12 protein-coding genes are annotated in these 12,769 nt (G+C 36.5%); all 12 read right to left on the bottom strand.

Going from position 1 to position 12,769, the window contains the following annotated elements; all coding sequences use genetic code 11:
• Positions 1-213 (bottom strand): hypothetical protein (locus tag OO017_RS13600; RefSeq protein ID WP_266053061.1); only part of this gene is annotated, 213 nt, incomplete at its 3' end.
• A gap of 434 nt (positions 214-647) precedes the next feature.
• On the bottom strand, positions 648-1,538 hold the full coding sequence (locus OO017_RS13595; protein WP_266053060.1) for a hypothetical protein: 891 nt from the start codon (positions 1,536-1,538) through the stop codon (positions 648-650).
• Positions 1,531-2,553, bottom strand: a complete 1,023-nt coding sequence (locus tag OO017_RS13590) for a Gfo/Idh/MocA family protein (RefSeq protein ID WP_266053069.1) — start codon at positions 2,551-2,553, stop codon at positions 1,531-1,533. Before OO017_RS13590 ends, OO017_RS13595 begins: the two co-directional genes overlap by 8 nt.
• On the bottom strand, positions 2,546-3,577 hold the full coding sequence (locus OO017_RS13585) for a DUF354 domain-containing protein (protein WP_266053059.1): 1,032 nt from the start codon (positions 3,575-3,577) through the stop codon (positions 2,546-2,548). Before OO017_RS13585 ends, OO017_RS13590 begins: the two co-directional genes overlap by 8 nt.
• An 89-nt stretch (positions 3,578-3,666) precedes the next feature.
• Positions 3,667-4,695 carry a polysaccharide deacetylase family protein gene (locus OO017_RS13580; protein WP_266053058.1) on the bottom strand — a complete coding sequence of 343 codons (1,029 nt, stop codon included), beginning with the start codon at positions 4,693-4,695 and terminating at the stop codon, positions 3,667-3,669.
• 52 nt (positions 4,696-4,747) lie between these two features.
• The gene (locus OO017_RS13575) at positions 4,748-5,866 is read right to left on the bottom strand and encodes a glycosyltransferase family 4 protein (protein ID WP_266053056.1); all 1,119 of its coding nucleotides are present in this window, start codon (positions 5,864-5,866) and stop codon (positions 4,748-4,750) included.
• Between the two features lie 74 nt (positions 5,867-5,940).
• The gene (locus tag OO017_RS13570) at positions 5,941-7,050 is read right to left on the bottom strand and encodes a glycosyltransferase (RefSeq protein WP_266053054.1); all 1,110 of its coding nucleotides are present in this window, start codon (positions 7,048-7,050) and stop codon (positions 5,941-5,943) included.
• A 38-nt stretch (positions 7,051-7,088) separates the two neighbouring features.
• Positions 7,089-8,240 carry a glycosyltransferase gene (locus tag OO017_RS13565; RefSeq protein WP_266053052.1) on the bottom strand — a complete coding sequence of 384 codons (1,152 nt, stop codon included), beginning with the start codon at positions 8,238-8,240 and terminating at the stop codon, positions 7,089-7,091.
• 130 nt (positions 8,241-8,370) lie between these two features.
• The gene (locus OO017_RS13560) at positions 8,371-9,834 is read right to left on the bottom strand and encodes an oligosaccharide flippase family protein (protein WP_266053051.1); all 1,464 of its coding nucleotides are present in this window, start codon (positions 9,832-9,834) and stop codon (positions 8,371-8,373) included.
• A complete protein-coding gene (locus OO017_RS13555; protein ID WP_266053050.1) occupies positions 9,815-11,134 on the bottom strand; it encodes an O-antigen ligase family protein in 1,320 nt (439 codons plus the stop codon). Before OO017_RS13555 ends, OO017_RS13560 begins: the two co-directional genes overlap by 20 nt.
• Positions 11,135-11,140: 6 nt before the next feature.
• Complete coding sequence (locus tag OO017_RS13550; RefSeq protein ID WP_266053049.1) at positions 11,141-12,028, bottom strand: polysaccharide deacetylase family protein; 888 nt, start codon at positions 12,026-12,028, stop codon at positions 11,141-11,143.
• 52 nt (positions 12,029-12,080) lie between these two features.
• The gene (gene nusG, locus OO017_RS13545) at positions 12,081-12,581 is read right to left on the bottom strand and encodes a transcription termination/antitermination protein NusG (protein WP_266053048.1); all 501 of its coding nucleotides are present in this window, start codon (positions 12,579-12,581) and stop codon (positions 12,081-12,083) included.
• Between the last annotated feature and the right edge of the window lie 188 nt (positions 12,582-12,769).

The following is a 12,769-nucleotide window of genomic DNA, read 5'->3' as shown; positions in this document are numbered from 1 at the left end:
CGTGCCGGCGTTGACCATCGGGTCGGTGTCGCGCAGCTCGAAGCGGGCCGAGCGCGAGCCCCCGAAGGAATGCGTGCTCACGTACTGCAGCGAATGGCTACCAGCCGTCTCCGTGTAAAGGTTAAGAAAAGTAGTATCCCCCTCAATGTTATCTCCCTCAGAAGTATCTTCCTCAAAACTTTCATCAACAAGTAGTAGCGCCTCAACAGGCAAAGCACTAGCAGCCTCTTTTGAATTAGCTGTGTATTTGGATGAGGGTAAATCCTCTAAAGAGGTGTCTTGGCAGCCTACTAGATGGACTTCAAGTATAATAAGTAAAATAAAATACTGTAAATGTTTCATCGCAATTAGATAAAAGGTAATAAATGCTGAACAGATACAAGAGAGTAGGTGTCAATGGAGCGAGAATAAAGTTTTTGGAGGTATACATTTCTACTAAATCATTGCAGTGCTTGATTAAGCTACTGCTTGTAATGCGTTGCGGGTTACCTAGAATGGTAGGCGTAGTATATGGTTTATTTTTAGTTTTAGAGCATATTAGACGCCCGTCTTATAAATGGAGTCTTATATTGATGCTGCTAGTATCGAAGTACAGCTAAGCTTATACTAGTAGCTATTGTACATATTTTGAACGTTAATTTTATAACTCATGAGGTGAGTAGAGTCTCTTTCTGTGAATAAAGTTTATCAGCTTCTCTTATGAAAGCGCTTGTTTCCGAGATATTTTGTTTTGAAGAGGCTCCAAACAGTATTGACTCAACATTTGGTAGCATACATACATACTCAACAGCTTCCTTAGCTGGAATTGCGCCACCTGCTAACACCTGCATAGCTATAGCTCTCAATTTTCTAGTCTTAAGCGTGTGCTCATACAGTTCTTGCCCGCCAGACATTCTGAATCCTATTTTATTTATAGATGAGCATATAATAGGATTCTTAATTCCTACACTTTCGAGAGTATCTAAAAGTTTAGGTAGATTCATAGTAATAAAGCCTGGTTCTGCGTTATACTTTCTGATAATGTAGTCATAGTAGGCCAAAAAGACTTCCTTCATGTTGAGGCCTAATAATAGATCTGTAACAACGTTTTGTAGAAAAATCACTGGCGTATCTATACCCTTGAACATTTTCATCTCTGCATCAATCATTAATTCCATAATAGAGGTGTAGTCTTTTGAAAGAATTGCTGTGCCACCTTTGAATAGAGAACTGAAAAATCCTCCTGGAATATATTGTTGAATTGTGCCTATGACACCAAGCTCTGTTACAGAATTGGCATATTTATGTGCATAGGGCATGCAAGGGTATATTCTGAAGTCTTGGTACGCTGAGGGCTTTTGTCTGATTAGATCACAGATTCTAGCTATTCTATCATGAGTAGTACACATAAATGTTCCAAGGCCCTCATTGATGGCAATGTCAATAGTATTAAGAATGGCCCTGTCATCCTTAAACTTTATTGACTGCGCGCGTGATTTCTCATCTGAGATGTGATTAACTGAGAAAAACTGATTATCTCCAAAAAGTATTCTATCCATGATATTGGTTGCTATATCGTTTGATTTGGCCAACTATACTATCCGTAAGCAGAGCGCTTTCAAAAGTATTTATAATATTAGGTACTTCACCCTTGACTGCTCTTATGAAGTAATCTACCTGAGCAGAATATTCTTCTCCTCTTAAATAGAAATCGACAGCCTCTGTTAGATCTGTCACATAACGTATATTCCAACCCTTACTGTAACCAGGCGGGCAGTTATCACTTTTGAAATACACCTTAAGTTCACTTGCATCTGAGATGATTTTACCATTAGAACCAATAATGGTAATAGATGTGGACATCTTTCTAAAAGTTTCGTCACTCCAGTTAACTGATAATACACCTGAGACTGGACCTTCAGCCTCTAAAAGAGAGTAAACTGAATCCTCTACTGAAGTAGAATATAGAGATTTCATTATACATCCATTGATGCGAGTTATAGGTGATATGACATCATTAATAAGATCAATCACATGAGACGCATAATCCAATAGGCAGCCACCACCTTCCTCAGGACTTGAGCGCCAATTGTTTTGTTTTTTTCTTATTACAACAGGTCCATAAGACTCTCCTACAAAATGCTGAAGGGTACCAAGGTATTTGCTTTTTATGATACTTTTTGCTTCCCTGAATGTTCCAATAAACTTATTATGGTAGCCAACCTGGTTTATTAAACCTTTGTGTTTTACTAGTTTTACTAGTTCTTTGCCTTCCTGTAGATTAAGACAGAAGGGCTTCTCTACAAATACATGTATTCCTCTGCTTACTAGCTCATTGACAAATTGGCTGTGGTATTTTGTAGGAGCAGCTACGAATACAGCATCAGGTTTAGCAACTTCGAGCATCTTTCTATAGTCAGTGTAGCAGGGGAATGTGGTGTACTTCTGTAGTACATCTGTAACAACTCTAGTATTGTCAGCTACACCTACAACTTTAGCATCGGGATGTGCTCCAAGTATTGACAGATGAGAAATTCCCATCTTTCCGGCTCCTATCAACGCGCATTTAATCATGTTTTTCAAACTTTAGTATTTCACGTTTTAGTAAATTATAGGCCAGTTTCCCTTTCTGCATGAGCTCAAGAGCAGGAGATGTGTTTATCGAATGTTTAATATAATTGTCTAACTCAGGAGCTGTTAAGCAAGGACTGTGAAGCATAAGCTTCTTCTTAATTAGCAACTGGTCCACTTCGAGTAAATCGTCTTGGTACACAGAAATAGTTGGGATGCCTAAAATTGCCATTTCTCTTGTCATAGATCCCCCAGCTCCTATGAAGACGGTACAGTTAGATGCGATATGGTCGAAGCTTAGAGGTCTGTCAGGTACAATAGTTGAATGGAACTTGCTCTGCTTATAATGCTTTGCCTGTTTTGTGTCTCTTGGTAATACAAAAATCTTGTATTTGCTTTGAAGCTCTAGTATTACCTCGTCTAAGAAGTTCTCTTTGCCTTTGTAGTACTGGGCCGTTTGTGGTTCAGGTCTAACATAGATTTCGGGTACATTTGATGTTATACTAGTACGTGCCTCATGGATATGTCTTCCTTTGCTCCAGAGGTAAATACCTTCTTTTACACCTGGGTACTGTTTTATCTTTTTAGAGGATATGCCAAGCTTAGCAACACTTCTTATAGGCAAACTTTCAGGAATAAGTACACGTGTTGCACATAAGAAACTGATAAGATTCCCTAATGCATGTTCATTGTCATTGGTGTAAATAGATGGAACCTTTAAAAGCCGTGCGACAACGGGGGAATGAAATGAACTTTGAGAAACAGCCAAGTCAGGTTTGTGGTTGTTAAGGAATTTCCTTAGTTGAACGACTCTAATAGGGTAACCGAATATCTTCTTTAAAAGGCTTTTTCCGTAATGTTCACCTACTACAGTGTGTGTCATGCCTCTTTGATCTAGAAGTTCCACAGTATTAGCTAGAGGACGAGAAGTAATGATTATGGTGTGACCATTTTCTTCTAATTCCTGTATCAACTCATAGAACATATTAATATGAGGCGAGTTTGAAATGTCAAACCATATCTTCATAATGTAAAGTTTTAGTGGCTGTTAACACTTCGGAAATGTTAAGACAGTAACTGGTAAGAAATAACTACATGTGAGGAACTTGGCTTTTGCTACTGTCTATAACTTGAAGATATAACAGAGTCATTTATGTGGGGGCCAAAGGCCTCAGTTATGCTTGTAAAACGATGGCCATCGCCTGTAGCTTTGCTAATGAAGCTTTTTAAGTTTGTGAAAGCATATGAACTCAAAAGCTTTGGATGACCTATCACGACAAAATTAGTTCTTCCGCCTAATTTATACTGGTTAAATGCCTTCTCAAGGAAGAAGGATTTCAACCCATCACAGGAAACGGCTGTACTAGTCGAAGTTGTTAAGAACCTTATTATTTGGATCTTGTTATGAGGTATGCCTTTACCATCTCCTGCAACATGCTCTTTTCCAAATAGCAACTTACTTAGTAGAAGTTTTTTCCAATAGAATAAGGGTGATAATACATATGAGGCTATTGGTAATTCAATAAGATCACCTTGTGGTTCAACCTTTAATGGATTATTATTAAAACGCCACATGTCAAGATTAGGTGAATGTCTGAAGTCATAAAGGTTAGTTGGGGTTTGGTTGAATCCTTTATGATAAACTGATGAATCCAAGCTAATTCCATTTTTCAAAAATGCTGAGTACAACTTATCAAAGGGCTGTAAGCACCAGCCTCCAGCTCTAAAGGCGAAGACCCTTCGTTGTGTTAACGTTTGTAGGTAGCTTACTGATTTGTGAACGATACGTTCTACTGCCTCTGTAGAAAAGTTTTGAATGCGATAGTTTTCATAATCTAAACTCCAAACCCCATTATATGTGGCATTTATCCAGTGAGTGTGTAAATGCAATTGTAAGTCATGACCATGCATAACCAGCTGTTGTAGTTGACGCTTTATCTCTTGTAGTTCAGTGTCAAGTTGCTTTACATGTGAATACTCTTCAAGCTTTATTAAGTACAGAACATCTACAAAAAATGTGAATTTAGCTTTTAACTCCTTTGATAGTTCTATTAGTCTTTTGGTTGGTAAGATAACACACCTCTCAGCTGTTCCTATATTCTCTCCAAAGAAGAGTTCATAATCAAAAGTTATAAATATATCCATAAGCCTAAAAGTTCTTTAAAATATGGCTGTTGCTTTATTGCAAAGTGCTGTGCTACTTGTCCAGTAGAGTTCTATACATAAGAGACAACTGGTTGACAACTATGTCTGGACTGAATCGCAAAGCCTCAAGGCGAGAGTTAGCGCCATAAAGCTCAAGGATAGATGTGTCGTCAAATATTTCTTTAAATACAGTGTCTAGACCTGAGAAACACTTTGGGTCAAAAAGCCAACCATTATATTTGTTCTGTACAACTGAAGGTATGCCACCAACATTTGTAGCAATGACAGGTTTACCACAGGCCATTGCTTCCAATATAGAAATTGGCAATCCCTCGAAGAGTGATGGTAAAATGTAAAGATCGCAATTACAGATTTCCATATGTTTAGTTTTGTCAGTAACCCACCCTATAAATCGTATATTGTTGTTGATCTTTGCATCAGCTAAAACCTTTTTTAGCCTATCTACTTCGCCATTACCAGCAATGGTTAATTTTATCTGATTATTTGAAAAATATGGGTTCTCTTTTAGAAATTCGATTAACTTAAAGATTCCCTTTTCATCACAAATTTTACCTAAAAACAGAAGCTTGATGCCCTGAGCAGTGTCTTTTTTTTGACTTTTACTTGTAGCATCGCTGACATTACTTATGTCATCACATTCAATCGGGTTAGGAATAACAACAGTATTGTTTAATTTCAACTCCTCCTTATAATACTGTTTCCATTGCTCAGTAAGACAAACGACCCTATCACTTAATTTTAAAGCGGCTTTAATGAGAGGCCTGAGAGCCTGATAATTTTCATAGAAGAGGATAAATCCTCCTCCATGCATGTGGAGTATAACCTTTTTTCTGAATGCTTTCGCAACAAAACAAATGAGTGCTTTTCGTATGAAGCTGCCTTTAGAGGCACTGTGTATATGGACAATTTTAATGTTTTTATCTAATGCTAAAACCTGAGTTATGCCTAATAGGCGGCGGCAAAAGAATATGAGCACTAAAGCCTTAAATTTAAAAGTCTGTACGCTCGTTGGATTTGAAGGGTAGGTAGGGATGAAGTTGAAGCGATGAATCTTTTTCTTGTAAATTGTAAGAACAGCTCCAATTCCTCCATGATCGTTTTCGGGTCCTACGTATAATACATAATTAAATATGTTTTCTTCTTTATGCATAAGTGAATTCAGGAAAAGTAAGCAGCTAAGCAGACTACTATTTTGAGTTTAATAAATGGTAGAATGGTTAGAGACTACGATGAGCAAATTAGCTGGTAATACTCTTTAAGCATTCTTTGGGATGAGAACTTATTTACAACATAGTTGCGAATCTTTTTTTTATTTAAAACACTTGTGAGAAGTTTATGCCAACTAGCTGCTATAGAGTATGGATCCTTGGCTTTACTTAGTGCCCCTGTCAGCCCCTCTACAACCATTTCATTTGCCCCTCCTATTTCTGTTAAGGAGCAGGGTAGACCATAGGACATAGCTTCCAGTGCTGCAAGTGAAAAGGTTTCAATACTATAGGATGTTAAAGTGAATATGTCTGATGCACAATAGAACTTACGAACATCGGTCTGGTTACCCGCAAAATAAACATATGATTCCAGTGATAATGCTGCTACTTGCTCTTTAAGATGATGTGCATAATCAGGATCACCTCCTCCTACAAATAGCAGGTGCGCCTTGTAGTTATAATCTTTGTGTAGAATTGCCAAAGCCTTAATAGCTTCTAAGTGTCCTTTCTCCGGGTATAGCCGTGCTACATTCAAGATAACCTTGTCATCGGGATACAGTCTATAATTCTCGTCTAGGATTGATAGCTCTTTTGGTAGAGATGAATTTGGCTTGTAGTGAGCTGTATCAATTCCATTATATATAACAACTTTGTATGCAGATGATAGATAATACTTTTTTTGTAGATATTTCATCTGATTATTACAAATAAAAATAATATGGTCATTACGAGATATTAATCTGAAGTATATTATATTTTGTATATAAACTTTAAAAGAATCCGGGATTGTGGAGTGTAGAGACAGATAAAATTTTGTTTCTCTGTCAAAGAGGAAAGACAGTTTAGTAAGAAAGAATGCGTAAGTATTAATACAGAATACTTTTCTTATTTCCTTCTCTTTTATTATGTCTTTAATCCTTTTACTAACTGACAAGTTATACTTTGAAGTTCTTAGGACGGTATAAACGGGTATTCTTTCATCTAGTTCACCTATCAGTGCTTTTCTATCACTCAGTAGGATAATGACTGGGTCACAACCTTTTGATATAAGCATGTTAACAACACTGATCATAAACTTTTCTGCTCCACCTACTTGTAAGCCGTCAATAACGAAAGCTATTCTCATGTTAAGGCCTTATAATTATTTAAGAACTTTTATTAGGCTCACAGGTAACATCGAAGAATGTTGTCCCGGTTGATACTGCCTATCTCTTCAGAATAAGAACTACAAATATTCCTCTCTATATTTTTGTACCTCTGATTTGTTAATGCCTCAATAACTTTGGCTGCAATTGCCTCTGGTGTGGGCTCTGCCAAGAAACCATTTATGTTGTCACTAATATATTCAGGAAAAGCACCTACATTAGTAGCTATCACAGGCTTGCCTACAGCCATAGTGGTCATTAAAACTCCGCTCTGTGTGGCATCTCTATAAGGGCAGACAACTATGTTTGCTTTCCTTATAATTTTAACTAAATCTTCAGTGCTTAGATATTGTGTCATTAGTTCAACGTTTTTATCAAACTGCTTTATGGCGGTATTATCTAAACTATAGCCGGCACTGATTTTCCCAGCTATTACAAAGTTCACATTTGGGTTCCACTTTAGTATTGTAGGAATTGCTTCAATAAGTATGTCAATCCCCTTGTAAAGTGAAATTCTGCCATAAAATAAAACTGTTGTATTTTTGTATTCTTCTTCAGTTATAAACTGGGATACATAGGTATATGGCTGAAGTTTGAGCGATACTTTGGGAGCTCCTATAGCCTTAAACCTTTTCTGAAATTGCTTTTGTGCAAAGGAGGAGTAGAAGAAGTATCCACTTGCTAAATGATAGTATACGAATTTTGGCAGTTTGTTCTTCCATGAAGCTTCACCTGAATGGGGGATAGGATCGTGTACAGTTATGAATACTTTCAGGTCAAATATGTAAGGGTATAAACCAATAGACCGTACAGACACTGTATCAAAATGTATAACTTCTGCTTTTATATTCTTGATGTATTTTCCTAATACTGAGGCTACTCTTAAGCTGCTAATAGACAGGCTTCTCTTGTCTTTGTGTACTATGAATTTCACGCTGGCAACTCCGTGAAAGTATTTTTTAATGAGCAACCACTGGTGCTCGCCTAGTATTACCTCACAGTCCTCGAGTATAGAGTAACTACTTAAATCATTTACTTTTATAATAGTACTCGTTTTGGATTCTGGCGCTATTTCAATTATTACATGCAGCTCTATGGTATCTTTTATACATTTAATTGTTTCTAACACTGAATCAATAAAATGTGTGGAGGTATAATATAGGACTACCATAAAGAAGAGTTTATTCTGTGTAGAGGGTGAATCTCAATATTTAGACATAAGTTGCACGCTTACTTTCTGTAAAGCCAGAAATACAGCAGTTTGGGCTAATGCTAATAGAAGCTATTTCATTGGAGTGAATTTAAAGCATGTTCTTAAATGATAGTCTTATTTTTATTTTTAACATATCTGCATTTTTTATAACTAATACAGCAAATAGGATGATCCAATAAGTCATCAGCAAATAATAAGTATCGAAAATACTTGATAACATGTAATAGCTCACTAGAAATGCTGTAGAAGCAGCATAGAAAGATAATGTATGTGCTAACGTTGTTATTTTGTTTTTTACTAACACTATATCCTGTAAAATATGAAAAATAAGAAATGAAAAGAATATTGAATAGTTTACAGCACTTAGAGATTCTAAAAAGTATAAGCCAACAAAACATCCTACACAGACAGCCACTAAACTTATGGTGTTAAACCACATGTCCAGTTTTTCCAGTTTCATTGCTATAAGGACATTTGCCTGGAGTAAAGCAGTAGGAAATAACAGAATAGTTAAAAACATTTCTTTGCAGTACTGTGGGGTTTCAAAATACCTTTCTCCAAATAGATATGGTATTATAAAATCGGAAAAGGCTTGTATAATTGTATACATGAAGATGCCAAAGACTGTATATATAAGAAAAGTTCTCCTGTAAAGGCTTTGGAACTCCTTAGCACTAGAGTTGATAGATTTTATTAATAAAGGGAAAAGAGTTGTAGTAAGTATAACAGGTACAATAACTACAATTGACCAGAGCTTTAGAGATATATCATAATGTGCTACTGCCTCTAAAGGCAACATCTTTGATATTATTATCTTGCCTATTCCCCAGTATATCACGGATATACTACCAATCACAACAAACGGCCAGTTGGAGTAAATAAGCTGTTTTAACTCTTCTTTTGAGACTTTAGCCTGAACAATGTCCTGCAAGTTAATTTGTTTAGAACTACCTATCCGAACAAAGAGGTTAAGAGTAATCAACCTTAGAAGGACAAATAATATAGAAATATACACAATAGGTGTTGCGTAAATAAAAAGAGAGCATGCAACAATAAGTTTCAAGAACGCTTCGATTGTAATAATCTTGAAGGTCTTAATCTGCTCTAGATGAGCAATGTTTATATGTTTGATAACAAATATTATATTGTCAAAGATGATATTAATGCCAATTATCAATGATAAAGTTTTAATTAACTGATCTTCATATAAAAGTTGGGCTATTAAAATGTTAATCCCGAAGAAAAAAACACCTACTATAATCTGAATTTTGAAGAACTTGTTGATGAGAAGCTTCTTATCTTCAGTACTCAGTAACTCCCGTATGAACCATTGCCCCAGACCTAAAGATGAAAAAGCTACTACAAAAGCGTACAGAGTATTTGCTAGTATATAACTAGCAAAATCTGTGGTCGAGAATTTTCTTGTTATAATTACAAATACAGCACTAAATAAGAGGTTCTGTAATACGTTTGAGAGAACACCCCAAAAGCTGTTCTTGAGAAACGGAGTCCTTAATTTGGTGAAAAAAGTATTATGTAGTTGCTTTAGCATTAGTAGGCTGTTGGGTCTTATAGCTAGTTAACATCAGGCAAATTATAGTTGCGATAAGTACTTGAATCCGAATATCTCCTAGCGAATAGACAGTGTAGAATCCTACTAACCACGTCACGATAGAAGCAACAAGAAATAATGTAGAAGTGTGTTTAGTGCTTAGGTAAACCCTGAATGCCCTGGAAATCGAAATTATAATAATAAGGGCAACAGATGAAAAGCCCAACAAACCTACTTCCGTTAATATTTTCAGATACCCACTTTCTGGATGATCATAATAAACAAGTTCTCCCTCTACTAGCCACACTTGTTCAGGATAATAAACTGATATATAGTTCCGGTAATTTCCTAAGCCAATTCCAAAAATAGGATGATTGATAAATATCTCATATGCCTGCTGCCAAACATTGTATCTGAATTCATAGGAATCAGTTAAGGAAGTTCGTTTGAATATCGGTAAACTCTCTTTAAAAGAGTATCCAATAAAAGCAAACACAGTTGCTATTGTGAACGCACTTATACGGTATGTAGAATTACTGAATGCTATTACTAACAGCAAGCCAAGTATCCACCCACCTAATGCGGCACGCCCTCCAGTCAGGAGCAAGGCAACAATTGAAATACCAAACAAGACAAAATTTATCGGTGGGAGCTTAGGTTCTTTTGCATTTTTAATCAGCAATACAAAGCTTACTGCAGCTATAAACTGCGCATACCTTTGTGGGTCCTGAAAAAAGCTAGGATACCTGGTAATTCCTTCACCTAAAACATTCGGATTAACGACCAAGGCGAGTGAGAACTGAACTCCAAAAATAAACTGGCAAAGCAAGAAAACAAAAGACACAATCAGCGTTACCTTCAAGTACTTAATTACTTTATAGAAATAAGTGGGATCTGCTAAGCATTCTTCAATTAGTATTTTTGAAAATATAAAAATTGAGAAGAGTTGAATAAATGCAGGTAGAGTCCACCAGTCCAAGCTTTCTGCTGTTAAACATCCAACTGTGGCAGCAGTAAAGAGTAAGAAAAATAACAAACGAAGTACATTTCCACTTGAAAGGGAGGTGTCTTTGCTTCTGTACAGTCCTATAAAATACAGATAAGTTAGGAGATCAAAATTATAGAGTCCAAACCTTCCAGGAATTAAATACAACTGTAGGAATGGATAAGACAGGAGAATGAACTTGATGTACAATCTGTTCTTATCCTCAGTAGTAAAAAGCATAAGAGTAACAAAAGCGCCAAATACAGTAAGAGTTATAAGATGAAATAGTGACAGTCCCCCCATACCTTTAAACAAAAATGGTTAACCCTTGCTCGGCCATACGCCTAACATTCTGCACACATTTTCTGAAAACGATGCCCCTTCTTTTACATAGAACCGAGGCAGAGTGAATCGTTCTTGAAGCTTATCTGGAGTTATATAAGTTTCTTCTGTGGTAAAAGCTAAACTAAAGTTTAGCTCCTTTAGGCACTTGATTTCTCTTGCGGAGTAGCTTCCGTTAGGAAAAGAAAAGAAGTTTACTTCATAGTCAACCCATTCTTCAAGATGCATTTTTGAGTGCTTTATTTCTTCGAAAGCTTCGGTGTCATCGCAATTTGTAAGGATAGGGTGAGTGACTGTGTGTCCGCCAATTATGATGTTCTTGGACTTGGCAATTTTCTTAATTTGCTCAACTGTCATCGCCTGCCTATCAACTTTGATCTGCTCCTTAAGTTCTTCAATTACCTTGTTTCTTATCATATTGGGTATGGTTTTGAGATATTCCTTGTTGTAGGGAATTAACTTTTTTCTTTCTGCTAAATCTGCATATGACCACCAGTAAGCACCTGTTTCAATTGGTTCTGTTGATACAAAAATGGCAACAGGTACATTGTACCGTTCGGCGGTGGCAACTACGTTTGTCCTGTTGGTTAGCCATCCGTCATCCACCGTGAGTAGTACAGCGCCCTTGGGAAAAGGACTTTCCCTTTTATATATTTTCTCTAAATCTGATACAGATATAAACTTGAAATTTGAATCAGTAAACCACTTTATGCTGGACTCAAATAATTCTCTGCTGGGAGCGTGAAAGTATACTGCAAGAATACAATGGCTATGTAGCGCCTTTCTTTGAGCCCTTTTTACAATACCTAGTAATATTAGGACTCTAGCCATTACAAAAGCTCCAACATTTCTTAAAGTGATATTCATGTAAGATGTACATTCCTGTTAAACATTTGAAAAAGCACTGAATGCGTTTTAGTCAATGACTGCTAGAGGTTGTTATATTAGCTTTTTCAACTTCTGCAACCAGAAGAAAGCCTAATGATGGGAGCACTACTTTAACCTTATTTGAACTGACCTCGATCACATTTCCTTCCTGGTTCATCAAGGGACCACAAGTAATGCGTACGGTATCATTTACATTAACATCAATTTTGGCGACCTTAACATTTCTGTGCTTGTTTAAAAAATCCTTAATAACATCTATCTCTTGTTGCCGAATAACAGCGGGTTTACCTGATAAATGAACAAAATTTATGATACCGTCGGTTTTTTGCACCTTAACCATCTCTGCACTAGATACATGAACAAAAACATAAGATGGTATAAGTGGTTCATATACTTTTTTTCTCCTATCAGACCATTGCTTTACTACAGAATTAAGAGGGCAATAGTGCTCTACCTCCTTAACTACCAGTAGAGAAGCTACTCTCTTTTCCCATCGAGGTTTTGTATAAACAGCATACCACTTCTTCTCCATTGTTAAAATTTATAGGGTTATAGCATGGCTTCGCCACTCTCAGTCACAGTTGTGTAACTAGGACCATGCCTCTTATAAGGCTTCGCCATTCTCAGTCATGCTTAATAACCTGGGTAATAGCTTTTATTTAGATGATTTATATGACTGCAAAGGTGTATTTATACAACCTTATCAATGCTGATTTATAC

It is taken from the genome of Pontibacter anaerobius, assembly GCF_026241195.1.
GTDB classification, from domain to species: domain Bacteria; phylum Bacteroidota; class Bacteroidia; order Cytophagales; family Hymenobacteraceae; genus Pontibacter; species Pontibacter anaerobius.
Note: the sequence above shows the minus strand (reverse complement) of the source record. Positions and strands in the feature narration are given on the sequence as shown.

Bases quoted from the DNA above. Each gene is read 5' to 3' on its own strand.
- OO017_RS13595 (WP_266053060.1), bottom strand. From the start codon at position 1,538: ATGGATAGAATACTTTTTGGAGATAATCAGTTTTTCTCAGTTAATCAC.
- OO017_RS13590 (WP_266053069.1), bottom strand. From the start codon at position 2,553: ATGATTAAATGCGCGTTGATAGGAGCCGGAAAGATGGGAATTTCTCAT.
- OO017_RS13585 (WP_266053059.1), bottom strand. From the start codon at position 3,577: ATGAAGATATGGTTTGACATTTCAAACTCGCCTCATATTAATATGTTC.
- OO017_RS13580 (WP_266053058.1), bottom strand. From the start codon at position 4,695: ATGGATATATTTATAACTTTTGATTATGAACTCTTCTTTGGAGAGAAT.
- OO017_RS13575 (WP_266053056.1), bottom strand. From the start codon at position 5,866: ATGCATAAAGAAGAAAACATATTTAATTATGTATTATACGTAGGACCC.
- OO017_RS13570 (WP_266053054.1), bottom strand. From the start codon at position 7,050: ATGAGAATAGCTTTCGTTATTGACGGCTTACAAGTAGGTGGAGCAGAA.
- OO017_RS13565 (WP_266053052.1), bottom strand. From the start codon at position 8,240: ATGGTAGTCCTATATTATACCTCCACACATTTTATTGATTCAGTGTTA.
- OO017_RS13560 (WP_266053051.1), bottom strand. From the start codon at position 9,834: ATGCTAAAGCAACTACATAATACTTTTTTCACCAAATTAAGGACTCCG.
- OO017_RS13550 (WP_266053049.1), bottom strand. From the start codon at position 12,028: ATGAATATCACTTTAAGAAATGTTGGAGCTTTTGTAATGGCTAGAGTC.
- nusG (WP_266053048.1), bottom strand. From the start codon at position 12,581: ATGGAGAAGAAGTGGTATGCTGTTTATACAAAACCTCGATGGGAAAAG.